Here is a 23,830-nt window from a genome sequence, read left to right as displayed (position 1 = left end):
CCTGCGTCAGCCGTTCAGGCTGCGCGACGCCTGTTCCGCCATATCCTTCGACAGTCCTGGCACCGAGAGGATGCGGTCAAGCTCGGCACGCATCAGCGCCGCGCGGTTGGTGTCGAAGCGCTTCCAACGACCGAGCGGCGGGATCAGCTTGGCCGCCGTCTGCGGATTGAGCCGGTCGAGCGCGATCAGTTGATCGGCGAGGAAGCGATAGCCTGATCCATCGGCGGCATTGAACGCGCGCTGATTGACTCCGAACGCGCCGACCAACGCGCGCGCGCGATTGGGGTTGGCGAGCGTGAAATCGCGGTGCTGCGCCAGTTCCAGCACGATTGCGCCGGTGTCGTCGCGTGGGGCCATCGCCTGCACCGAAAACCATTTGTCGAGCACCAGCGCATTGTCGCTGTAGCGATTGTAGAAAATGTCGAGCGCGGGCGTGCGCTGCGCCGAATCGCCTGCAACCAAGGTGGTCAGCGCGCTTTGCCGGTCGGTCATGTTGTCGGCGGTTTCGAATTGCGCGAACGCAAGCGCCCCCGCATCCGCCGCACCCGATGCCGCGATATAGCCGAGCGCCACCGATTTCAGCCGCCGCAGCCCCTTGGCTTCGGGCGAATAGACGTACCCGTCGGTGGTGGCGCGCGCCGCGTGATACGCCGTGCGCCAAGCGTCTTCCAGCGTGCGCCCGATATCGCGGCGGAGCGCTTCGCGGGCGCGGAAAATCGCCTCGGGATCAACCACCGCCATCTGGTCGCCGATGAAGCTTTCCGACGGCAACAGCACGGCTTCCGCGACAAACGCACGGTCGAGCTGCGCGTTGGCAAGCGTGCCGCCGATCGCGGCGATGACGGCGCTATGATCGACGCGGGCACCCCCGGCGCTTGCCACCAGCGTATCGAGCATAAGCTGCTGCAACGCCTCATAGCGCGCGAACGGATCGTCGTCATGCGCAGCGAGGAAGGCGAGATCGGCGGCGCTGCGATCGGTTTCCAGGATTGCCGGCGCCGAGAAACCACGGTTGATCGACAGGATCGGGCGTTCGCGCACGTCCTCGAAAACGATGCGGTGTTCGGCCTCGGTTAGCAGCACGGTCTGTTCCGGGGCATAGGGTTTTGCGCTGTCCGCACCAAACAGCTTGACGCGCAAAGGCAGCACGACCGGTTGCTTGACGTCTTGACCCGGCGTTGGTGGGGTACGTTGCGCCAGAACCAGCTCCGCGCGGCCTGAGCCCTCGTGATGCAGCAAGGAGGCGGTGATGCGCGGGGTGCCTGCTTGCACGTACCAGCGGCGGAACTGCGTCAGATCGGTGCCGCTCGCGTCTTCCAGCGACGCGACGAAATCCTCGCAGGTCGCAGCCGTGCCATCGAAGCGGTCGAAATACAGATCGGTGCCCGCGCGAAAACCGTGAGCGCCGAGGATGGTGGCCAGCATCCGGATGATTTCGGCACCCTTATTGTAGATGGTGGCGGTGTAGAAGTTGGAGATTTCCTGATAGGAATCGGGCCGGATCGGGTGGGCGAGCGGCCCCGCATCTTCTGGGAATTGCGCGGCGCGCAGGCCGCGCACATCCTCGATCCGCTTGACCGCAGCCGAACCCTGATCGGCCGAGAAGCATTGGTCGCGATAGACGGTAAAGCCTTCCTTCAACGAAAGCTGGAACCAGTCGCGGCAGGTGACGCGATTGCCCGACCAATTGTGGAAATATTCGTGCGCGACGACGGCGGCGATGCCGTCATAATCATAATCGGTCGCGGTGTCGGGGTCGGCGAGGATGTAGCGGCTGTTGAAGATGTTCAGCCCCTTATTCTCCATCGCCCCGAAATTGAAATCGTCGACCGCGACGATGTTGAACACGTCGAGATCATATTCACGGCCATAGACGCGCTCGTCCCACGCCATTGCGGCTTTGAGCGCGGCCAGCGCATGGTCGGTGCGCGGCACGTCGGCGGCGCGTACCCAGATGCCAAGCGACACCTCGCGGCCCGACAGGGTGACGAAGCTGCCGCGATTGACCGCGAGATCGCCCGCCACCAGCGCGAACAGGTAACAGGGCTTGGGGAAAGGATCGCGCCACTCGGCCCAGTGCTTACCCTCTGGCAAATCACCCGCGGCGATCGGGTCGCCATTGGCGAGCAGCACCGGATAGCGCGTCTTGTCCGCCGTCATCCGCACCTGATAGCGGCTGAGCACGTCGGGCCGGTCGGGGAAATAGGTGATGCGGCGGAAGCCCTCGGCCTCGCACTGCGTGCACAGATTGCCGCCCGAGGCATAGAGCCCCATCAATTGCGTGTTGCGCTCGGGCGCGATCTCGACTTCGGTTTCGATGACATGCGCCGATCCCGCCAGCGGCAGCACCAGCGTCTCGCCCTCGATCGTCCAGTCATTGACCGTGACCCCGTCGACGCAGACCGACAGCAGTGTCTGCCCCGCACCGTCGAGCCGCAGTGGCCGATCGTGCGCGTCGCTGCGCTGCACATGCAGCGTGGCTTTCACGCGGGTGGCGGCAGGGTCGAGCGCGAAGTCCAGCGCGATCTCGGGCACTTGCCAGTCGGGCGCGGTGTAATCCGCGCGGCGCGTGACGTGCGGTGTGATCTGAGGCTGGGCGGAGCTGGTCTGAATATCGAGCATTGCTTGCGATGTAAGACCCGCAACGGCGCGGTGCCACCGAAATCGCCCGATTTGCCTGCGCGAATCGCTGTGATAGCGAGGGCGAGACTGGAAAGGGACGACGATGAAGCTGTGGATGGCCGCCCTGCTGGCGCTGACGGGGGCGAGCACGGGTTTGGCGCAGGACGGGGCGCTGCCCGACGATCAGGCCGCGATGAAAGCGCATGTCGTGTTTCTCGCCTCCGACGCGCTGCGCGGGCGCGAGGCGGGCAGTCCGGAATTTATGATCGCCGCCGACTATGTCGCCGCGCAATTCTATGCTGCCGGGCTGAAACCGGCGGGGGACCCCAATGCCTGCGGGGGCAGCTATATCCAGAAGGTGCCGCTGGTCACCTATCGCGCCGCCGACAAGGGCGATGTCGTGTTGACCAGCGTGAGTGCGGGCCCACGCACGCTTGCCTTCGGTGAAGATTATGTGCCGGGCGTCGTCGCAAGCGCGGCGCGCACCGCGCTTGATGCGCCGGTCGTGTTCGTCGGCTACGGGCTGGTCGCGCCGCAATATCGCCGCGACGATTATGCCGGGGTGGATGTGCGCGGCAAGATCGTCGCGCTGTTCGCGGGCGCGCCGGACAGTTTCCAGAGCGAAGAACGCGCGCACTTCCAAAGCGTGACGACCAAGGCGGTGATCGCCGCCCAGCACGGCGCGGTCGGCGTGGTCGTGCTGACGCGTGGTGCCTTGCCGGGAAACGGGGCGGGCTTTGACCGTTCGCGCACAACCTGGGCGCAGGCCGATGGCACCGGCGAAACCGTGGGCGCACCAGTGCTGGCGACGCTGAGCACGACTGGAGCGGCCAAGCTGTTCGCGGGCGCGAGCACGCCCTGGACCGAGATCGCCAAACGCGCGGTCGACCGTGAGGCAAGCTTCCGTGCCGAGCGGCTCGGGGTCACCATAACAGTGGCGCTGAAGACCGCGTTCGAGCCGGGCAGCAGCGGCAATGTCGCCGCCATGCTGCCCGGCAGCGACCCCAAGCTGGCCAGCGAAGTGGTGGTGCTGTCGGCGCATCTCGATCATCTCGGGGTGGGGCGCGCCGATGCGAAGGGCGACACGATCTATAACGGCGCGGAGGACAATGCCGTTGGCATCGCCGCGTTGATCGAGGAAGCCAAGCGCTTCAAGGCATCGGGCAAGCGCCCGCGCCGCTCGATCCTGTTCCTGGCGGTGACGGCGGAGGAAAAGGGGTTGGTCGGATCGGATTATTTCGCCAAGCACCCGACCGTGCCGATCTCCAGCATCGTCGCCGACGTCAATCTCGACATGCCGATCCTGTCTTATGCCTTTGAAGACATGACGGTGTTCGGAGCCGATCGATCGACGCTGGGGCCAATCGTGGCGCAGGCGGTGGAGGCATTGGGCGTGACGATGTCGCCCGATCCCGATCCGGCGCAGGGCATTTTCGTGCGATCGGACCATTATCGCTTCGTCCAGCAGGGCGTGCCTGCGGTGTTCCTGTGGCCGGGGCAGAAGGGGCCAGGCAAGGCCGCCGTGGCGGATTTTTTCGCGCATCGCTATCACCAACCCGGCGACGATCTGTCGCAGCCGATCGACTGGGCGCAGGGCATCCGCTTCGTCGCGGCCAATTATGCGATTGCACGCGCGATTGCCGATGGCGACGCGCGCCCGCGCTGGAACAAGGGCGATTTCTTCGGCTCGCTGTACAATGGCTATGGGGCGAAGTGATGTGCGGCTGCTGATCTTTGGGCTCGGTTATACGGCACGGGCACTGGCCGGGCACGTGCGTGGCGCGGGCGGGGTGGTGATCGGCACCACGCGTGACGGGCGCGACGGTACGGTGCGCTTCGATGATGCCGCGGCGGTTGCGCGGGAACTGGCTGCGGCGACGCATATCCTGTCCTCGGTGCCGCCAGCGGGCGAGGTCGATCCGGTGCTGGATGCTTATGGTTCTGCGCTGCGTAAAAACGGGGCGTGGCTCGGCTATCTCTCCTCAACCGGGGTTTACGGCGATGCGGGTGGGGCGTGGGTCGATGAGACGGCTGCGATCGGCAATGGGCGCCGCAACGCGCGCGCCGCGGCGGACATGGCGTGGCAGGCGATCGGCGCGCGGGTGTTCCGCTTGCCGGGCATTTACGGTCCGGGGCGTTCGCCGCTCGATCGTGTCGCCAGCGGCATGGCGCACCGCGTCGATGTGGCGGACCAGGTGTTCAGCCGCTGCCATGTCGATGACATAGCGCGCGGGGTGATCGCCGGATTTGCGGCCCCGCCCGGGGCTTACAATCTCGCCGACGACGTCCCGGCCAGCCAGAATGCGGTGGTGGCGTTCGCCGCGCGGCTGTTGGGGCTCGCGCCGCCTGCCTTCGTGGCCCTGGAGTCGCTGTCGCCGATGGCGCGCGGCTTCTATGCCGAGAACCGGCGTGTGGCGACCGGCAAGGCCAGGCGTGTGCTCGGCTGGAGCCCGCTTTACCGCGATTATCGTGCCGGTCTGCGCGCCCTGAGCGCGATGATGAGCCCGCCGATCACCAGGGCAGCGCCGGCTCCTGCGAGCAACGACCAGCGATAGCCCTCGAACAGCGTCGACAGGCACATGGCGATGACGGGGACGAGCACCCCCGAATACGCCGCCTTGGCCGGACCGATCACGCGCAGCACACCGAAATAGAGCGGGAAGGCGATCGCCGAGGCGAACACGCCAAGGTACAAGGTCGCCGCCAGATAGGGTAGCGTCGGCTCGATCACCGGTGGCCCGGTCGTCACCCAGGCAAAGGCGCCGTCAAAGCCCGCACCGAGTAGCATCGCCACGCCCAGCGTCGGGATCATGGGATAAGCGCGGGCGGTGCGCGTGCCCTGCATGACATTGGCGGTCGAGGCGGACAAGATCGCGAGCAAGGTAAAGCCAATTCCGGTCATCACCTCACCGGGCCCGTGCGGATCGATCCGAGCCTCCCGCACGAACAGCAGGGTGACGCCGATCATCGCCACGCCGACCCCGACCAGCAATTGCCGCCCGAGCCGCTGGCCGAGGAAAATGCGCCCGAACAAAGCGTTGGGCAGCAGCATCAGCGCGAACACCACCGCGACAAGCCCGGAGGCGATATGCCCCTCGGCGCGATAGACGAAGTTGAAGTTGAGGCAGAATTGCAGGAGGCCAAGCACGGCGGCGAAACCCCAGCCGCGCGCATCGAGCCGGACGCGCTCGCGCCGGACCGCTGCATAGCCAAGCATCACGATACCGGCGACGAGGAAGCGATAGGTAACCGACCAGCTTGGCGGCACCACGCCCAATTGTCCGCGAATGACCAGCCAGGTCGAGCCCCAGATCAGCGTGACGATACCGAACGGGATCAGGATTGCGAGGCGGCTCGAATTGGGCGCGGCGTCACTCAAAGCGCGGCAATCGCATCGGCCAGCGGGCGAATGTCCTCGGTCCGCTGGTTCCACGAGATCACCAGCCGTGCTTCGCCCGGGCCCCAGTCGTAAAAGTCGAAACCGAGCGCGCGCAGCGTCGCGGCCTCGGCAGGCGTGACACGCAGGAACACTTCGTTCGCCTCGACCGGGTTGACCAGCCGGTCGCCCGCCGCCTGCGCCAGCAAGGCCGCCCCGGCATTGGCACCACGCGCCAGATCGAGCCACAGGTCGCCCTCCAGCATCGCCAGCAATTGTGCCGCGAGATAGCGCCCCTTGGACAGCAGCAGTCCCGCGCGTTTGCGGCGATAGAGCGTCGCCGCGGCGAGTTCGGGCTTGAAGAAGATCAGCGCTTCGGCGCTCATCCCACCATTTTTGATGAAGCCGAAGCTCAGCGCATCGACCCCGGCGCGCCATGTCAGGTCGGCGGGCGCGCAGCCGAGATGCGCGACGGCATTGGCGAAGCGTGCACCGTCCATATGCAACCCAAGCCCACGCTCACGCGCGAGCTGGCCAATCGCGGCGACGTCATCGGGGCTATAGATCAGCCCATATTCGGTGGCGTTGGTGATCGAAATCGCGTGCGGTTGCACCTGATGGACGTCGGTGCGCGTCGCATCGAGCACGGCGCGGATCGAATCGGGGGTCAGCTTGGCGCCATCGCCTTCGGCCAGCAGCAATTTGGCGCCGTGGGTGTAGAATTCGGGCGCGCCGGCTTCGTCATTCTGGATATGCGCATCGCGGTGGCACACGATCGCGCCGTGCGGGGGGCACAAAGCTGCGAGCGCGAGGCAATTGGCGGCAGTGCCCGAGGGCACCCACAAGGCCCGCACCGGCGTTTCAAACACGTCCGAAAAGCGCGCGTCGAGCTGTTTGCTCCAGCCGTCGCCGTCATAAGCGGTGTCGAGCACATTGGCTTCGGCGATGGCGGCGAGGACGTTGGCGTGGACGGGGGCGGCGTTGTCGGAGAAGAAGCGCATGGCGCAGCAATGCGGGCGCGCTCGCCCCGCGTCAACCGGCGCTATTGGTCGTCGGCGGGATCATTCTGGTCGCGGCGCGGCGCGCGATCGTCGGGGGTGTCGCGGCGGCGGTCGCGCTGGTCGGGGCGGTTCGGCGCGAAGTCGATTTCGCCATTGCGCAACCGAAGCCGCCCGACGCCCGGAATCTCGCCCTCGACCGGGGGAATCGCGCCCGGATCGAGGAAATTCTCAAGGGCATCGCCCAGCGTGTTGCCCGCATCGGGATCGACCTCCTCGACCGGTTCAGGCGTGGCGGCGGGGCCAACGCCGAGCGCGGTCTGCATGAAATCACGCCACACCCGCGCCGGAATGCCACCGCCCGACAGCCCGGCATTGGGGGTGTTGTCATCATTGCCGACCCACACGCCGACGACGAGCCCATTGGCGAAGCCGACGAACAGCGCGTCGCGGCTGTCCTGTGTGGTCCCGGTTTTGCCATAGGTCTTGACCGACAACGCCGCCGCGCGCCCGGTGCCGGTCTCGGCCGAGGCGGAGAGCAGGTCGAGCATCTCGTCATGGATGGTGCCGTCGAGCGTGTGGGTGCGATCGGTCAGCGCGGCGATGATGCCGTGGTCCGCTGGTGCCGCCTCCAGTCCATGCGCGTGGACCGGATAGCGTTCGGCGAGAATCGCGGCATAAGCCGAAGTCAGTTCGAGCAGCGACATGCTCGACGTGCCGAGCGCAATCGTCGCTTCATTGGGGATGGGGGAGGTGACGCCGAGATCGCGCGCCGCCTGAATGACATTGGCAACGCCGACTTGCTGGGTGATCCGCGCCGCCGCGACGTTGGACGAGCGCGCGAACGCCTGGCGCAGCGTGATCGGCCCGAGATAGCGGCCATCGGCGTTCTTGGGCGACCAATTGGCGATGGTGATCGGCTTGTCATCGATCACCGAATCGGGGGTCAGGCCGTGGCGCATCGCCGCGAGATAGACGAACAGCTTGAACGCCGAGCCCGGCTGGCGCTGCGCTTGCGTCGCGCGGTTGAACGGGCTGTCGGCATAGGATTTTCCCCCCACCATCGCGACCACGCGCCCGTCTGGCCGCATCGCCACCAACGCCACCTGCGCCTGGCGCAAACCCGCACGCCGTACCGCATGTTCGGCGGCTTTTTGCAGGCGGCGGTCGAGCGTGGTCTGCACCGTCGTCTCCGTCGCGATCTCGCCCGCGCGGTCGCGCGCCTCGGGCAGCACCCAATCGGCGAAATAGGTGCCGTTGGGCAGCACTTGCGCGTGATCGGCAATCGGGCGCGCCGGGCGCACCTTGGCGGCTTCGGCCTTGTCGAGAAAGCCCGCCTCAACCATCGCCGCCACCACCAAAGCGGCCCGATCGCGCGCGCCCTTCAGGTTAATCGTGGGGGCGAGTTTGGACGGGGCCTTGACCAGCCCGGCCAGCATCGCCGCTTGCCCGATCGACAGATTTTCCGGCGTGCGCCCGAAATAATGCCGCGCAGCGGCGCGCAGGCCGTAAACGTTGTCGCCGAAATAGACGTTCGACAGATAGCGCGACAGGATCTGGTCCTTGGTCAGCCACGCCTCCAGCCAGAATGCGATCATCACTTCGCGGATTTTGCGCGCGGCGGTGCGGTCCGAATCGAGGAAGGCGTTCTTGGCGAGCTGCTGCGTGATCGTGCTGCCGCCCTGGTCGCGCCCCCTGGAGGTGATGTTGTGGAAAAAGGCGCGGGTGATGCCGCGCGGATCGATCCCCCAATGCGACCGGAAACGCCGGTCCTCGATCGCGAGGAAGGCGTTGGTGACGGTCTTGGGCAGCTTGGCGGCATCGACCGGTGCCCCCAGGATCGCGCCGCGCCGCGCGATCGGCGTGCCGTCATCGGCGAGCAGCGTGATGCTGGGCGGGGTCGGCGGTTGCAGCGATTTCGACAAGGGCGCGGTGACCGCGAGCCAGCCGACCGCGAACACGAACAATATAATCAGCGCGGCGATGCCGCGCATGACCCAGCGCAACCGGTTGGGCCGCTGCACCACCGGCAGGTTGGTCGTATAGCCCTCTGCGCCATAAGCGTCATCGTCGCCATCCGCATGGTCGCCGGGCCAGGCATGATGTTCGGGCGGCGGCATACCGCCGGTCAGCTCGAGCGCATCGTCCGCGCGCTGCGGCCGATCGGCCGGATCGAAGGGATAGGAACGCATGGACTAGATCCCGCTACACCGAACGCGTGTGTTATTCATATAAAACAGATCGTGCAAGCCAGGGTCCCGCATCGGTGGTGCGTGTAGCAGCGCCGGGCCTGGCGCGCGAGGGGCAGCGATTGGAATGCGAGTTCGCGATTGAGCCCGGCGCGTGCGCCCGCTATCGAACGCAGACCGTGGCCGTGCGCCGCCCCGATGCGAAAGATTTTCCCCGATGGCCGATTCCGCGCCCGATCTTCCCCTTGTCGTCGGGATTGGCGGCACGATCGGCGGCGTGTCCTCGACCGAGCGCGCACTGGCGATTGCGCTGGAGGCGGCGGGGCGCGAAGGGTTTCGCACACGCATGTTTGGCGGCGCCGATATGGCGCAGCTCCCGCTTTATGATCCGCGGGCAACGACGCGCACCGCCCAGGAACGCGATTTCGTCGACACCGTGCGGCAAGCCTCCGCGCTCATCATCGCTTCGCCCGGCTATCACGGCAGCATTTCGGGTGTGGTCAAGAATGCGCTCGACTTGCTCGAAGAGACCGCGCGCGATCCGCACCGCCCGTATCTCGCAGACATGCCCGTTGGCTTGATCGCGACGGCCTATGGCTGGCAGGCGACGGGCAGCACGATCGCCGCGTTGCGCTCGATCGTCCATGCGCTGCGCGGCTGGCCGACGCCGTTCGCGGCGGCTGTCAACACGCAACTCACCAAATTCGATGCCGAGGGTGGGGCGAGCGACCCCGCCGTGGTCGAACAGCTTTCGCTGGTCGGGCAGCAAGTCGCGCGCTTTGCGCCGCTGGCGATCCAGCATGGCTGAGTGGCTCCGCCAACCCATCGCGCGCCGCAGCGCGCTCACGCTCGGTGCAAGCGCACTGGCGAGCAGCCCGCTCTGGGCGCAGTCGCTCGTCGATCTCGGCTTTGCGGAGGGCGATGGTCGCCGCCCGTTGACCGATGCCTTTCCGGGCAAGCGCGGGATGATCCTGCAGCGCACCCGCGCGCCGCTGCTCGAAACGCCGATGGCGGCGTTTGACGGGGCGCTGGATGCTTCGACCTTCACGCCGAACGATCGGTTTTTCGTACGCTGGCATTATGCCGACATTCCTTTGTCGGTCGATGTCGACGCCTTCCGGTTGCACGTCGGCGGGGCGGTCAAGCGGCCGCTCGCGCTGAGCCTCAAGCAAGTGCAGGCGTTGCCGCAAGTCGAGATCGCGGCGGTCAACCAATGTTCGGGCAATTCGCGTGGGGCTTTCGGTCCGCGCGTGCCGGGCGCGCAATGGGGCAATGGTGCGATCGGCAATGCGCTGTGGACCGGGGTGCGCTTGCGCGATCTGCTGGAGCGTGCGGGCGTCGCGCCGGGGGCGGTGCAAGTGCAGTTTGCCGGGCTCGATCGTCCACCGGGCGATGCGCCGTGGTTCGCCAAGTCGCTGCCGCTCGGCCAGGCGCAAGCCGAGGAGGTGATCGTCGCTTACGGCATGAACGGCACGCAACTCCCGCTGCTCAATGGCTTTCCGCTGCGGTTGATCGTGCCGGGCTGGTTCTCGACCTATTGGGTCAAGGCGCTCGACCGGATCACCGTGCTCGCCGCGCCCGATACCGGCTATTGGATGGACAAGGCCTATCGCATCCCGGCAACCCCGCGCGCGAACGTGGTGCCGGGGGCCAAGGATTTTCCGACGGTGCCGATCGGGCGGATGCTGCCGCGCGCCTTCTTCACGTGCGCCGATGTGGGCGCGGTGCGCGGCATCGCGCTGGGTGGCGATGCGGGCGTGGCCAAGGTCGATTGGTCGGTCGATGCGGGCAAGAGCTGGCATCCGGCGCAGCTTGGCCCCGATGCGGGGCGCTATGGCTTCCGGCGCTGGGCGGCTTCCCTCCCGCCGGGTGCGCAGACGGTGGCGGTGCGGGCCACCAACACCAGCGGCGAAACGCAAGGCTTCGATCCGATCTGGAACCCCGGTGGCTATATGCGCAACAGCATCGAGACGGCGAAGGTGACGCAGGCATGAGGCGGCTGCTTGGAGCAATCATGGCGCTGGCGGTGCTGGTCGGCGGCGCGGGCTATGCCAGGCCGGGATCGACGCAAGGCGGCGGTGTCGGCGGGCCAATCGTGCTGACCTCGCAAAGCACGACCTTGCCCGACGAGACGGCAACGCTGCCCGACAGCGCCGAAATCGTTACGATCAACTGCACCGCGTGCCATTCGCCCGAAATGATCCTGACGCAACCCAGGCTCAAACCCGAGCAATGGCAGGCCGAAGTCGCCAAGATGCGCGGCGCGTATAAGGCGACGATCGACGAGCAGGACGATGCCAAGATCGTCGCGGCACTGGTCGCGCTTCAGAAATAGGCGCGGGCGAAGAACACCAAAGTGGTGGCGCCGGTAACGAACAGCGTCCAGCCGCGCACCACGCCGTGCGGCAGGCGTTTGCCGACATGCGCGCCGATCCAGCCGCCGAAGATCGCGCCGAGCAGCATCGGAATACACGCCGCCCAGGCGATCAACCCGGCGGCGATGAACACGATCGCGGCGGCGGCATTGGCGATCGCCAGCATCAGCGTGCGCGGCGCGAACAGCGCGCGGGGCGATGCGCCTGCCAGCAGGCCATAGACGGCGGTGGTCATCAGCCCGACGCCGCCACCGAAATAGCCGCCGTAAAGGCCGAGCGCCGCCTGCACCACGATCAGCACGGGCGGCGTGATGGTGACGCGGCTGTGCAGCGCGTCCGCCGCGCGCTTGCCGAAGGTGATGACAATGAAGGCGAACAGCAGCAGCCACGGGATGACGAGATCGAACACATGCGTCGGCGTGGCATAGAGCAGCAGGCTGCCACCCAACCCGCCGGCAAAGGTGATCGTCGCCAGCAAGCGGATGCTGACCCCGCCAATCGGCTGCAATTCATCGCGAAACGCCCAGGCGCTGGTCGCCGCCCCCGGCAACAGCGCCAGGTTGGAGGTGGCGTTGGCCGTGTTGGCAGGGAGGCCGAGCGCGATCAGCGCGGGCAGCGTGGCGAAGGTGCCGCCACCCGCCAACGCGTTCATCGCGCCACCGAGAAGGCCGGCACCCGCCGAGAGGCCGATTGTCGTCAGGTCCACCGTCATTCCGTCATGCCGGGCTTTGTCCCGGCATCGACCGTGCCGCACATTCCGCCGACCCGGTTTGTGGCGCGCGTGGGCGGGGGAGGCAAGGTGTGCAGTTCGCTGACCTCCGCCGTGCTCCTGCGCAGGCAGGAACGCGGGGAATCAGCCCAGCGCCGCTTGCTTTTCCTCGGCCAGCCGGTCGAGCTCGGCGCGGGTCCTCTTTTCGCTGGCGGTTTTCAACTGCCCGCACGCGGCATCGATGTCACGTCCGCGCGGGGTGCGCACCGGCGCGCTGATACCCGAATCGAACACGATGTTGGAGAAAGCCTTGATCCGTTCCGGCGTCGAACATTCATAGGGCGCGCCGGGCCAGGGGTTGAACGGGATCAGGTTCACCTTGGCGGGCAAATCATATTTCTTCAGCAGCCGCACCAGCTCGCGCGCATCGGCGTCGCTGTCATTCTTGTCCTTGAGCATGACATATTCGAAGGTGATGCGCCGCGCATTGTTGGCGCCGGGATAGTCCGCGCACGCCTGCAGCACTTGCTCGAGCTTGTACTTGCGGTTGATCGGGACGATCTCGTCGCGGATTTCATTGGTGACGGCGTGGAGCGACACGGCGAGGTTGACCGAGATTTCCTCGCCCGCGCGCGCCATCAGCGGCACCACCCCGCTGGTCGACAGCGTGATGCGGCGGCGGGACAGGCCGATGCCGTCGCCATCCATCACGATCTTTAAGCCATCGCGGACGTTGTCGAAATTGTAGAGCGGCTCGCCCATGCCCATCATCACGATGTTGGTGAGCATCCGCCCCTCGGGCTGGCTCGGCCATTCGCCCAGCGCGTCGCGCGCCAGCATCACCTGGCCGACGATTTCGCCCGGCGTCAGGTTGCGCACCAGCCGCATCGTGCCGGTGTGGCAGAAGCGGCAGTTGAGCGTGCAGCCGACCTGGCTCGACACGCACAAGGTCCCGCGATCGGCATCGGGGATGAACACCATCTCATAATCATTGCCGTCATCGGTGCGCAGCAACCATTTGCGCGTGCCGTCGGTCGACACTTGCGCCTCGACCACTTGCGGGCGGCTGATGGTGAACCGTTGTTCCAGCCACGGTTGCATGGCTTTGGAAATGTCGGTCATCAACGCAAAGTCGGTGACGCCGCGATTGTAGATCCAATGCCACAATTGCTTGGCGCGGAGTTTCGCCTGCTTGGGGTCGAGCTGCGAGGTTTCCAGCGCCATCCGCACATCGGCCTTGGACAGGCCGAGCAGATCGATTCGCCCATCGCTGCGCGGCACCAACGCGCGCGGGACGGGTACAGGATCGATATGGCCCGGAATGGGCATGAGGGTCGTAGCGGTGCTCTGCATCGCGGCGTTGTAGTCGAATATGCTCCTTTCTTCCACCCGTTCGCGAATGGGCAAGAAACGACCGCTTGATCTTAAGCGTTGTTCTATATATGTTCCAGTTTCCAGGAGGGCATTATGATCCGTGGAAGTTGCTTGTGCGGCGCGGTGGCATTTCAACTGTCTGGCACGCCCCGATCGCTCAGCTATTGCCATTGCAGTCGGTGCCGCAAGAGTGAGGGCATTTTCGCGGCGGTTCTGATCGGCAATGCCGAGGATTTTGAACTGGTGCGAGGCGAGGATCAGATCACAAGACTGACCCCAGAACAGCCTTGGACGCACGCGCGTGCGTTTTGCCGGATGTGTGGATCCGCGCTCGGCGAGATGCGGACCGGAGGCATCTACGTCGTTGCGGCGTCAGCGCTCGATGACGATCCCGGATTGCGGCCGACCGCCCATCTAAATGTCGCATCGAAACCCGCTTGGTACGAAATCGACGACGATCTCAAGAAGTTCGAGGGCAATTACGTCCCTCCAAGCGGATGATTACCGTCGATCGCACGAGGTGCGCGCTGCGGCGCACAACGGTCGGGACCGCCGGCTGAGGCTCAGCGTGTCGACACTCGTGCGGCGACCCGATCGGGTCGCTGCGTCGGTGTAACGCTGCCCTCTAGGCAGGTCGGCGTGCGCAGTGCGGTGGCCATCGCCCGACCGAGCGCTGCGTGAGGTTCCAGCCCCAACAGCGCCACCAGATACAAATTGTCCCCGGGATGCGGCCTTGAGTTGATATCTGCTCTTACGAGCGCCTCAAGACGGCAAGCCGGGGACGGGATACCGAGGGATATAAGGCCAACCGGCCAGATAGTCAAGATTTTACCGCCCCACGCACCCGAGCGACGCCGCATCAATCGCGGTCGCCGCGCCGCGCAGCGCATAGACATCGGCAAAGGGTGCGCCGCTTTTGGCGAGCGTCTCGACGCTCATGCTGCGGCTGGAGCGGATCGCGGTGACGATCGCGGCATCGGTGCGGGCATCGGGGGCCCAGGCGTCGGCATTGCCCGCGACCAGATCGAAGCGCCGTTCACCGACCGACAGCGTGACGCGCGATTGCGGATTGCGTTCGCGGCTGAGGCGGATGTGGAGCTGGTTGCGCACGCCTTGCCCCGGCCAGGTGGCGATGCTGGCAAAGGGGCGCCACGCCGATGCCCCGCCCGATTGCGCCGGGGCGGCGATGGCGTAGCAGCGCAGCGGCGAGGGATCGGTAAAGGCCCCCCAACGGTCAAACACGCCGAGTGATTCGCGCGCGGCAGCAGGGGCGGCGATCAGGACCAGCAGCGTGGCCAGCCGTCGCATCATGCAGGGGCGTGCCCCAGGCCAAGATGCGCGACGCTTTCGATGCCGCGTTCGATCATGACCACAGACCCTTGCGGCAACCCCGGTGCGGCGGGCGCACCAAAACCGGGTACGTCCGCTGCGCACGTCATCACCCCGCGTAGCACGCGGCTGGAAATGCCGTGCATGATGACGAGCCGGTCGCCCTCATCGCCGGCGGTGTCCGCCAGCCAGCCCGACACGCGCGTGGCAATCTCGGGATAGCTTTCGCCAGCGGGTGCCGGAAATAGCAGCCCCGCCGCCCGATCGATCACGCGTGCGCCTTCGGCGGCGAGGTCGGCATAATAGCGCCCGCCCCATTCTCCCATATCGATTTCGATCAGACGCGAGTCGGTACGTGCGGCGTGCCAGTCGAGTTCGAGATGCTCGGCGATCACCGCCAGGGTCTGCAACGCGCGCCCGGTCGGGGATGCCCAGAGCGCCAGTGCCGGACGCGGGCCCAATGTTTCGCGGAGCGCCCGCCCCATTTCGTCGGCCTGCGCGAAACCGGCGCGGGTGAGGGGGGTGTGGGCGTGCTCGCCCTGCAGCCGCCCGGCGGCGTTGAACACCGTTTCACCGTGCCGCGCGATGAAATCGCGGCCCTTTCGTGGCGGCATCGGGGCGTTGGAATCCATGACCTGCCTTTCAACCCCGTGTGGCGCAAAAGCAACGGTTTTCCTTGTTGTCTGAGGTTCATGCAACTTCGCCGCGCGCCACCTATTTGAGCCATCCCCACCCGGAATTCGGTGGGATGTCCCAACGGAGTTACCCTAATGCGTAAGCTAGCCCTCACCGCCACCGTCGCCGCTTTCGGCCTCGGCCTGGCCGCCCCCGCCTTCGCCCAGGACGGCCCCCCACCGGCGCGCGACGACGCGACCTTCACCGGCCCCCGGGTTGGCGTCATCCTCGGCTATGACAAGCTACAGCCGGGCAGCGGCCCCAATTCGAGCATCAGCAGCGACCGCAAGGCCGACGGCCTGACCTATGGCGGTGATTTCGGTTATGACGTGGCGGTCAACCGCTTCGTGATCGGTGCCGAAGGCGAAATCACCGGCTCGACCGGTGATGTCAGCAACGCGCCGACCAGCGCCGCCGCGCTCGGCTATGGTCGCGTCAAGCAGGGCCGCGATCTGTATGCGGGCGTCCGCGTCGGCTATGTCGTCGCGCCAAAGACGTTGATCTACGCCAAGGGTGGTTACACCAACGACCGTCTCGATCTGACCGCGAACAACGGCACCACCACGACCGGTGCGCACTATAACCTCGACGGCTATCGCGTCGGTGCCGGTGTCGAACAGAAGATCGGCCGCACCACCTATGCCAAGCTCGAATATCGCTATTCCAACTATGGCGATGCGCGGCTGGAATATGCCAATGGCGGCAACACCAACAATTTCAGCATCGACACCGACCGTCATCAGGTCGTTGCCGGGCTGGGTGTCCGCTTCTGATGCAAGCTGCCTGTTTGCAGGCGTAAATCGGGGGTCGGGGCGCTTGCCCCGGCCCCTTTTATGTTTAAGGAAAGAGACACGGCGAATTGCCCCCGGCGCGTGCGCGTCCGGCGGGAGTGAAGTGGGCGATGGGCCCGGGGGAACGACATGAAGGCGACGATCGAACGGGCGACTCTGTTGAAGGGCTTGAGCCACGTCCAGTCGGTGGTGGAACGGCGTAACACCATTCCGATCCTCTCCAACGTATTGATCGAGGCGACCGCAGAGGGCGGCCTCAAGCTGATGGCGACCGATCTCGACCTGCAGATCAACGAGACCGTTGCCGCCGCGGTCGACCAACCCGGCGCGACCACGGTGTCGGCACACACGCTGTTCGACATTTGCCGCAAGCTGCCCGAAGGCAGCCAGGTCTCGCTCGCCGCCGCCGATGGCAAGTTGACGATCATGGCCGGGCGCGCCAAATTCCAGCTCGGTACGCTGCCGCGCGATGATTTCCCGGTGATCGCCGAGGGCGAGCTGCCGGTGTCGTTCGAACTGCCCGCCGAGACGCTCAAGCAGATCATCGACAAGACGCGCTTCGCGATCTCGACCGAGGAAACGCGCTATTATCTGAACGGCATTTTCTGGCACGTGTCGGAAGACCCGCTGCCGGTGCTGAAAGCCGCCGCGACCGACGGCCACCGCCTGGCGCGCATCACCATGCCGCGCCCGGAAGGGGCCGAAGGGATGCCCGACATCATCATCCCGCGGAAGTGCGTCGCCGAACTGCGCAAGCTGCTCGACGAAGTTGATGGGTCGGTCGGCGTGTCGATGTCGGCGACCAAGATCCGTTTCGATCTGGGGCAGGCGCTGCTGACCTCCAAGCTGATCGACGGCACCTTCCCCGATTATTCGCGCGTCATCCCGACCGGCAATGACAAGATCCTCAAGATCGATCCGCGCAGCTTCGAAGAAGGCGTCGACCGCGTCAGCACGATTGCCACCGAAAAGACGCGCGCGGTGAAGATGGCGCTCGACCGCGACAAGATCATCCTGTCGGTGACCAGCCCCGAAAACGGCACGGCAGCGGAAGAAGTGCCCGGCGAATATACCGCACTGGGCTTCGAGATCGGGTTCAACAGCCGCTATCTGCTCGACATTCTGGGGCAGCTTCAGGGCGACACGATCGAGGTGCATCTGGCCGATGCCGCCGCGCCGACGCTGATCCGCGAGAATGACAAGTCGGCGGCGCTGTACGTGCTGATGCCGATGCGGGTGTGAGGAACGCTCCGGTTTAAGCGGCAATTGACGTGGCGACACCCGCTCTTTATTGACATGCATGTCAGCAGGGATCGAGTCGATGGCCAAGCTTCCGCCTTTTCCGGGAACCACCGGGCGTCGCGACTGGCGCACCGCGTTCGATGCCATTCGCAAATTGCTCGCGAACGGCGACGACACGATGCAGGTGTTCCGCATCATGCGTGCGCTCAACGTCGGCAATGCGCCGATGAATTATGCGCGGTTGATTGCGACCACGCAGGGTGGGCGGCTCGCGTCGGAGCAAGTCGAGCTGGCGCAGCGCTTTTCCGATCCTGCGTTCGTCGCGCAATTCGCGCCGGACACGGTTGGCGCGGCCTATCGCCATTTCCTTGAGACGACGGGTTATTCTGCCGACGGCCTTGTCGCGGTAAGCAAGGTTATCAGCGAAGATCAAGTACAGCATCCTTATGCCTGGTTCGGGCGGCGCGTGCGCGATACGCATGATATCTGGCATGTGCTCACCGGCTATCAGGCCGATGAATCGCTCGGCGAAGCGTGCCTGGTCGCGTTCAGCTATGCGCAGGTCGGCGGGCTTGGTTGGGCGTTCATCGCGGCGGCGGCGGCGCTGAAGAGCCTCAAGGTCACCGGCAACACGCTGTTCGCCCGCGCGGTATGGGAAGGGTATCGCCACGGTCGCCGCGCTGCGTGGCTTTCGGGCGAGGATTACGAAGCGCTGCTGGCCGAGCCAATCGAGGCGGCACGCGCGCGGTTGGGGATCGCCACGCCGATGGCGTATTTGAAGGCACAGCGCGTGCTGGGCCCGGAGATGGCGTCCTATCTCAGCCAGCGTTCCGGCAGCGCGACGCCGGTTACCGCCTGAGGCGTGTCGCTTTTACGCTCCTGATCTCCGGCGAAAGCAGGAGCCCAGAGGTACAGGTACGACGCTCGCTATCCTGCTTTTGCGGGAGCGCTGTCTACTGCGTGCAGCCACGGATTCCACGGGCTGACCAGCGTGCCATCGGTATTGATCGTCTCCAACAAATTGAAGTTAGAGCCGATGTCCGCCTTCCTGTCCGCATAGAGCGGCGATGTTGGTTGGTCAGCGCGGCGGGGTGAACCGGGGCAGGCGCATCGATGGCACCGTGGCTGCCGAAGCTGCGCGGAAATTGCGAAAGCTGCGCGACAGGGTAGAGCGGATGCGATGTTGACGCGCCTGATCCTGACCGATTTTCGCAATCATGCCGATCTGGCGATCGCGCCGGGTCCGGGGTTTGTCGTGCTGACGGGCGAGAATGGCGCGGGCAAGACCAATGTGCTCGAAGCCGTGTCGCTGCTCGCGCCCGGTCGTGGGCTGCGGCGCGCGAGCCTCGGGGAAATGGCACGGCAAGGCGGGCGCGGCGGTTTTGGCGTGGCGGCGGAGCTGGTCGGCGAGGTGGCGATTGCCACCGGCACACAAGCCGCCGCGCCCGAACGCCGGATTGTGCGCGTGCAGGGCGCGGCGGTGGCGGCGACGGCGCTGGCCGAATGGTTGACAGTGCTGTGGCTGACCCCGGCGATGGACCGCCTGTTCGTCGAACCGGCGGGCGAGCGGCGGCGTTTTCTCGATCGGCTGACGCTGGCGCTCAGCCCCGGCCATGCCGTCCATGCCAATCGCTACGAAGCGGCGATGCGCGCGCGCAACCGCCTGCTGGGGGAGGAGGGGCCGCCCGACCGCGACTGGCTGTCGGCGCTGGAAACGCAAATGGCCGAACACGGCGCGGCAATCGACGCGGCGCGGCGCGCGACGGTGGCGTCGCTCGGCGAACGGCTGGCCGATCAACCTGAGGGGCCGTTTGCGCGCGCGGGGCTTTGCCTCGAAGGGTGGACGGGCGGTGGCGCAACCTTGGCCGCCGATCTGGCGCAGAGCCGCGCGCGCGATGCGGCGGCGGGCCGCGCCTTGGTCGGGCCGCATCGCAGCGATCTGGCGGTGACGCATCTCGGCAAAAGGCAGGCGGCGGCCTTGTGCTCAACCGGCGAACAGAAGGCGCTGCTGCTCGGGCTGATCCTCGCCCATGCGGGCCTGGTGGCGGAACGCACCGGCGCGCCGCCGATCCTGCTGCTCGACGAAGTAGCCGCACATCTCGACCCGATGCGCCGCGCTGCGCTGTTCGAACGGCTGGCGGGCACGGGGCAGGTGTGGATGACGGGCACCGAGCCAGCGCTGTTTGCGGAGCTTGATGGAGCGGCCTTGCGGTTGACGCTTGGGGTGGGCGGGTGATGGCGCAGGAGGCCTTGCCCCGCGCCGGGCGGTAGCGTCGGACATGCTATCCTACGCAATCACGATTGCGTGCCGTGCATCCCGATTCCCATTGTGCCGCCCCCGTAACAAGCACATATTCCTGCGTGCGCCTCCGATGAGGCGTTGCGGCCCCGGCATCCTATCGGGGGCGTTCCGGGGCAAAGCTCTTTCATGAAATCGCTGGATTTGTGGCTCGTTGGCTTCGGCTTGCGTTGCGCAGGGCTGCTCGTGTGCGAGCTGGCCTGTTTCGCGTTCGTCATCCCGACGCTGTTCAATTTGCATAGCGACGCGGCGGATGCCGCGGCCGCGTTGATCGCGCTCGTCGCTTTGGTGGCAGGCTTCCTGTCGATCACCGCGCTGACGCGCGAATTTACTCTTCTCTTGCTGGATAAAGATCATGACTAGACTTGTGCGTTTCGCGCCGCTGGCGCTGTTGCCGTTGATCGCTTTGGTGCCGATGAGTTCGTGCAGCCGGGTCGAGCCGGGGCATGTCGGCATCAAGGTGAGCAATTTCGGCAGCGCGGCGGGCGTGTCCGACCGTGCGCTGGGCGTGGGGTGGTATTTCACGCCGGTTGGCACCAACATCTACGAATATCCAATCTACACCTCGACTTATGCCTGGACCAAATCGTCGACCGAGCAGAGCCGCAATGACGAGGAATTTCCGTTCCAGGATCGCAACGGGCTCAACCTGTCGGCGGACGTGTCGGTGGCGTATCGCGTTGATCCGGTGAAGGCGCCGATCCTGTTCCAGAAATACCGCATCGACATGGCGGGGATCGTTGCCGGGCCGTTGCGCAATGCGGTGCGCAGCGCGCTGAACGAGGAAGCGGCGGGGCTGGGGATTGAGGAGATTTACGGGCCCAAAAAGGCGGCATTGCTCTCGGCGGTGCAACGCGATGTCGCGCGCTATTTCGAGCCGGTCGGTCTGCATGTCGAGCAACTGTATTGGGCGTCGAATATCCGCGTGCCCGACCAGGTGCTGAGCCAGATCAACACCAAGATCGCCAATGAACAGGCGGCGCTCGCGGCACAGGCGAACGTGGCGACGGTCAAGGCCAATGCCGATGCGCGCATCGCCGATGCCGAGGGCAAGGCCAAGGCTTCGCAGATCGAGGGTGATGCACTGCGCGCCAACCCCGCGATCCTGCGCCAGCGCGCGATCGAGAAATGGGACGGCAAGCTGCCGACCTATAGCGCCGGGAGCGGGCAATTGCCCTTCATTACCGAAAAATAGCCTTATCCGGCCCGGGACCCGAGCGTCCCGGGCCGGGAAGCGCCATTTTGCTTCCGTTTTGGTGGCCACGACCCTATAGGCTTGGCATGGCAGAAGACCCCAATACCAACGACTATGGCGCTGACTCGATCAAGGTGCTCAAAGGCCTCGACGCAGTCCGCAAACGCCCCGGCATGTATATCGGCGATACCGACGATGGCTCCGGCCTCCACCACATGGTGTTCGAGGTGTCGGACAATGCGATCGACGAAGCTTTGGCCGGGCATTGCGACCGGATCGACATTACGCTGAACGCCGATGGGTCGGTCTCGGTCGAGGACAATGGCCGCGGTATTCCGACCGGCATCCACACCGAGGAAGGCGTTTCGGCAGCCGAGGTCATCATGACCCAGCTCCACGCCGGCGGCAAATTCGAGAACACGTCCGACGACAATGCGTACAAGGTGTCGGGCGGTCTGCACGGCGTCGGCGTGTCGGTGGTGAACGCGCTGTCCGAATGGCTCGATCTGACGATCTGGCGCGACGGGCAGGAACATTACATGCGCTTCGCCTTTGGCGATGCCGTGGCACCGCTCAAGGTCGTGGGGCCCGCACCAGGGCGCAAGGGCACGCGCGTCACCTTCTTCCCGAGCCCCGCCACCTTCAAGATCACCGAATTCGATTTCGACAAGCTCGAACATCGCTATCGCGAGCTGGCCTTCCTCAATTCGGGCGTGCGGCTGTATCTCAACGATGCGCGCCACGAAGAGGTGAAGACGGTCGAACTTTATTATGAAGGCGGCATTGCCGCGTTCGTGAAATATCTCGATCGCAACAAGATCCCGCTGATGCCCGAGCCGGTGGCGATTGCGGGCACGCGCGACGACGTGACGATCGACGTCGCGCTCGAGTGGAACGATTCGTATTATGAGAACGTCCTCGCCTTTACCAACAACATCCCGCAGCGCGACGGCGGCACGCACATGGCGGCGTTCCGCGCGGCGATGACGCGCACGCTCAACAATTATGCCGAAAAGTCCGGGCTCCTGAAGAAGGAGAAGGTCACGCTGACCGGCGACGACATGCGCGAGGGGCTGACCGCGATTGTTTCGGTCAAGCTGCCCGATCCGAAGTTCAGCAGCCAGACCAAGGACAAGCTCGTCTCGTCCGAAGTGCGCCAGCCGCTTGAAAGCCTGATGGCCGACAAGCTCGCCGAATGGCTCGAGGAAAATCCCGCGCACGGCAAGGCGATCGTCGCCAAGATTATCGATGCCGCAGCAGCCCGCGAAGCCGCCAAGAAGGCGCGCGAGCTGACCCGGCGCAAGGGGGTGATGGACATCGCCTCGCTGCCCGGCAAGCTGGCGGATTGCCAGGAGCGCGACCCCGCCAAGTCCGAACTGTTCCTGGTCGAGGGGGACTCGGCTGGCGGCTCGGCCAAGCAGGGCCGCGACCGGCATTTCCAGGCGATCCTTCCCTTGCGCGGCAAGATCCTCAACGTCGAGCGCGCGCGCTTCGACCGGATGCTGTCGTCGAAGGAAATCGGCACGCTGATCCAGGCGATGGGCACCGGCATCGGTCGCGACGATTTCAACGTGGAAAAGCTGCGCTACCACAAGATCGTCATCATGACCGACGCAGACGTCGACGGCGCGCATATCCGCACGCTGTTGCTAACCTTCTTCTATCGCCAGATGCCCGACATTATCACCAACGGGCACCTCTATATCGCGCAGCCGCCGCTCTATAAGGCGACGCGCGGGCGCTCCGAGGTCTACCTCAAGGACGATAACGCGCTCGACGACTATCTGGTCGAGAATGGCGTGGCGAGCACGCTGCTGGAAGGTGCTGGCGGATCGCGCTCGGGCGCCGATTTGCGCTCGCTGGTCGACCATGCGCGGCGGATGCGCACGCTGATGCGCTATGTGCCGCGGCGCTATGAGCCGACCATCGTCGAGGCGTTGGCGATGGGTGGCGCGCTCGATCCGGTGCTCGACCCCGAGGCGCGGCGCGCGGTGGTCGTGCACGTGGTGCGCGGGCTCGACGCCGGTGATCCCGAGGCGCGCTGGTCGGCGCGGCTCGCCGACGATAGCGGCTTCCATGTCGAACGTGTGTGGCGCGGCGTGACCGATCGCCACACGATCGAGGGCGCGTTCCTGGGTTCGGCCGAGGCGCGCAAGCTCCATGCGCTCGCGGTTGAGCAGCAAGAGGCCTATGTTCAAACCGCACGGATCGTGTCGAGCAAGGCTGCGGCGGCGGTCCAGGCCGAAGCCGATGCGACGGCGGATGCGGCGGACGAGGAACCCGCAGCGCAGGCAGCGGCTGCCCCAACCAAGGGCAGCACGATGGTCGCGCGGCCATCGCAATTGCTCGAGGCGATCCTGGCGGCGGGGCGCAAGGGGCTTGCGATCCAGCGCTATAAGGGTCTGGGGGAAATGAATGCCGAGCAATTGTGGGAAACCACGCTCGACCCGCAAAATCGCTCGATGCTGCGCGTCGAGATTGAACAGGCCGATGTCGCCGACGAGATCTTCACGCGGCTGATGGGCGATGTGGTGGAGCCGCGGCGCGAGTTCATCCAGGAAAATGCGCTGAGCGTCGCCAATCTGGACGTCTGATAGGCACACCCCGCCTTGTGCGGCGGGGTGTTGAGGCGCGCGGTCGGGCAGGGAGCAAAACG

General features: G+C 65.8%; 21 protein-coding genes. 13 read left to right on the top strand and 8 right to left on the bottom strand.

Going from position 1 to position 23,830, the window contains the following annotated elements; translation table 11 throughout:
* Window positions 1-6: 6 nt before the first annotated feature.
* Window positions 7-2,622 carry an aminopeptidase N gene (pepN, locus tag WC704_RS13080; protein WP_372890574.1) on the bottom strand — a complete coding sequence of 872 codons (2,616 nt, stop codon included), beginning with the start codon at window positions 2,620-2,622 and terminating at the stop codon, window positions 7-9.
* 103 nt (window positions 2,623-2,725) lie between these two features.
* Here pepN and WC704_RS13075 point away from each other — a divergent pair, with 103 nt between their 5' ends.
* Together WC704_RS13075 and WC704_RS13070 are read left to right on the top strand one after the other, a co-directional pair.
* Entirely contained in the window at window positions 2,726-4,339 is a 1,614-nt protein-coding gene (locus WC704_RS13075; protein ID WP_372890572.1) for a M28 family metallopeptidase, read from the top strand.
* 1 nt (window position 4,340) lies between these two features.
* The gene (locus WC704_RS13070; RefSeq protein WP_372890570.1) at window positions 4,341-5,177 is read left to right on the top strand and encodes an NAD(P)-dependent oxidoreductase; all 837 of its coding nucleotides are present in this window, start codon (window positions 4,341-4,343) and stop codon (window positions 5,175-5,177) included.
* Here the strand turns inward: WC704_RS13070 and WC704_RS13065 are convergent.
* Genes WC704_RS13065 through WC704_RS13055 form a run of 3 tightly spaced genes read right to left on the bottom strand, consistent with a single transcriptional unit; the run spans window position 5,087 to window position 9,188 of the window.
* A complete protein-coding gene (locus WC704_RS13065; protein WP_372890568.1) occupies window positions 5,087-6,001 on the bottom strand; it encodes a DMT family transporter in 915 nt (304 codons plus the stop codon). The genes WC704_RS13070 and WC704_RS13065 overlap by 91 nt on opposite strands.
* A complete protein-coding gene (locus WC704_RS13060) occupies window positions 5,998-6,999 on the bottom strand; it encodes a low specificity L-threonine aldolase (RefSeq protein ID WP_372890565.1) in 1,002 nt (333 codons plus the stop codon). Before WC704_RS13060 ends, WC704_RS13065 begins: the two co-directional genes overlap by 4 nt.
* Before the next feature lie 41 nt (window positions 7,000-7,040).
* Window positions 7,041-9,188 carry a transglycosylase domain-containing protein gene (locus tag WC704_RS13055; protein ID WP_372890563.1) on the bottom strand — a complete coding sequence of 716 codons (2,148 nt, stop codon included), beginning with the start codon at window positions 9,186-9,188 and terminating at the stop codon, window positions 7,041-7,043.
* 214 nt (window positions 9,189-9,402) lie between these two features.
* Between WC704_RS13055 and WC704_RS13050 the strand changes: the two genes are divergently transcribed.
* Genes WC704_RS13050 through WC704_RS13040 form a run of 3 tightly spaced genes read left to right on the top strand, consistent with a single transcriptional unit; the run spans window position 9,403 to window position 11,520 of the window.
* Window positions 9,403-9,993: an NADPH-dependent FMN reductase gene (locus WC704_RS13050; protein WP_372890561.1), complete on the top strand. Its 591-nt coding sequence runs from the start codon at window positions 9,403-9,405 to the stop codon at window positions 9,991-9,993.
* Window positions 9,986-11,179, top strand: coding sequence for a molybdopterin-dependent oxidoreductase (locus WC704_RS13045; protein WP_372890559.1), 1,194 nt, complete (start codon window positions 9,986-9,988; stop codon window positions 11,177-11,179). The genes WC704_RS13050 and WC704_RS13045 overlap by 8 nt, the downstream gene beginning before the upstream one ends.
* Complete coding sequence (locus WC704_RS13040; RefSeq protein ID WP_372890557.1) at window positions 11,176-11,520, top strand: cytochrome C nitrite reductase; 345 nt, start codon at window positions 11,176-11,178, stop codon at window positions 11,518-11,520. Before WC704_RS13045 ends, WC704_RS13040 begins: the two co-directional genes overlap by 4 nt.
* Here the strand turns inward: WC704_RS13040 and WC704_RS13035 are convergent.
* Together WC704_RS13035 and rlmN are read right to left on the bottom strand one after the other, a co-directional pair.
* Complete coding sequence (locus tag WC704_RS13035; RefSeq protein WP_372890555.1) at window positions 11,511-12,272, bottom strand: sulfite exporter TauE/SafE family protein; 762 nt, start codon at window positions 12,270-12,272, stop codon at window positions 11,511-11,513. The two genes, WC704_RS13040 and WC704_RS13035, sit on opposite strands and share 10 nt — an antisense overlap.
* A 141-nt stretch (window positions 12,273-12,413) precedes the next feature.
* Window positions 12,414-13,622 (bottom strand): 23S rRNA (adenine(2503)-C(2))-methyltransferase RlmN, encoded by a 1,209-nt coding sequence (rlmN, locus tag WC704_RS13030; protein ID WP_372890553.1) that lies wholly within the window; start codon window positions 13,620-13,622, stop codon window positions 12,414-12,416.
* Window positions 13,623-13,766: 144 nt separating this feature from the next.
* Here rlmN and WC704_RS13025 point away from each other — a divergent pair, with 144 nt between their 5' ends.
* Window positions 13,767-14,144: a GFA family protein gene (locus tag WC704_RS13025; RefSeq protein ID WP_372890550.1), complete on the top strand. Its 378-nt coding sequence runs from the start codon at window positions 13,767-13,769 to the stop codon at window positions 14,142-14,144.
* 327 nt (window positions 14,145-14,471) lie between these two features.
* On the opposite strand, the gene WC704_RS13020 is transcribed toward WC704_RS13025, so the two are convergent.
* Together WC704_RS13020 and WC704_RS13015 are read right to left on the bottom strand one after the other, a co-directional pair.
* On the bottom strand, window positions 14,472-14,954 hold the full coding sequence (locus WC704_RS13020) for a hypothetical protein (protein WP_372890548.1): 483 nt from the start codon (window positions 14,952-14,954) through the stop codon (window positions 14,472-14,474).
* On the bottom strand, window positions 14,951-15,604 hold the full coding sequence (locus tag WC704_RS13015; protein WP_372890546.1) for a histidine phosphatase family protein: 654 nt from the start codon (window positions 15,602-15,604) through the stop codon (window positions 14,951-14,953). The genes WC704_RS13020 and WC704_RS13015 overlap by 4 nt, the downstream gene beginning before the upstream one ends.
* Window positions 15,605-15,742: 138 nt before the next feature.
* Here WC704_RS13015 and WC704_RS13010 point away from each other — a divergent pair, with 138 nt between their 5' ends.
* The 7 genes from WC704_RS13010 to gyrB all read left to right on the top strand — a co-directional run bounded on the left by WC704_RS13010 (window position 15,743) and on the right by gyrB (window position 23,768).
* Window positions 15,743-16,420, top strand: a complete 678-nt coding sequence (locus WC704_RS13010) for an outer membrane protein (protein ID WP_372890544.1) — start codon at window positions 15,743-15,745, stop codon at window positions 16,418-16,420.
* Window positions 16,421-16,567: 147 nt separating this feature from the next.
* Window positions 16,568-17,680, top strand: a complete 1,113-nt coding sequence (gene dnaN, locus WC704_RS13005; RefSeq protein WP_372890542.1) for a DNA polymerase III subunit beta — start codon at window positions 16,568-16,570, stop codon at window positions 17,678-17,680.
* Window positions 17,681-17,759: 79 nt separating this feature from the next.
* The gene (locus WC704_RS13000) at window positions 17,760-18,539 is read left to right on the top strand and encodes a Coq4 family protein (protein WP_372890540.1); all 780 of its coding nucleotides are present in this window, start codon (window positions 17,760-17,762) and stop codon (window positions 18,537-18,539) included.
* A gap of 321 nt (window positions 18,540-18,860) precedes the next feature.
* Entirely contained in the window at window positions 18,861-19,916 is a 1,056-nt protein-coding gene (recF, locus tag WC704_RS12995) for a DNA replication/repair protein RecF (RefSeq protein ID WP_372890538.1), read from the top strand.
* Between the two features lie 192 nt (window positions 19,917-20,108).
* The gene (locus WC704_RS12990) at window positions 20,109-20,342 is read left to right on the top strand and encodes a hypothetical protein (RefSeq protein WP_372890536.1); all 234 of its coding nucleotides are present in this window, start codon (window positions 20,109-20,111) and stop codon (window positions 20,340-20,342) included.
* Window positions 20,335-21,174, top strand: coding sequence for an SPFH domain-containing protein (locus WC704_RS12985; RefSeq protein WP_372890533.1), 840 nt, complete (start codon window positions 20,335-20,337; stop codon window positions 21,172-21,174). Before WC704_RS12990 ends, WC704_RS12985 begins: the two co-directional genes overlap by 8 nt.
* 86 nt (window positions 21,175-21,260) lie before the next feature.
* Window positions 21,261-23,768, top strand: coding sequence for a DNA topoisomerase (ATP-hydrolyzing) subunit B (gene gyrB / locus WC704_RS12980; RefSeq protein ID WP_372890531.1), 2,508 nt, complete (start codon window positions 21,261-21,263; stop codon window positions 23,766-23,768).
* Window positions 23,769-23,830 lie beyond the last annotated feature (62 nt).

Origin of the sequence: Sphingomonas sp., from assembly GCF_041661885.1 — a bacterium.
Classification (GTDB): Bacteria; Pseudomonadota; Alphaproteobacteria; order Sphingomonadales; family Sphingomonadaceae; genus Sphingomonas.
Note: the sequence above shows the minus strand (reverse complement) of the source record. Positions and strands in the feature narration are given on the sequence as shown.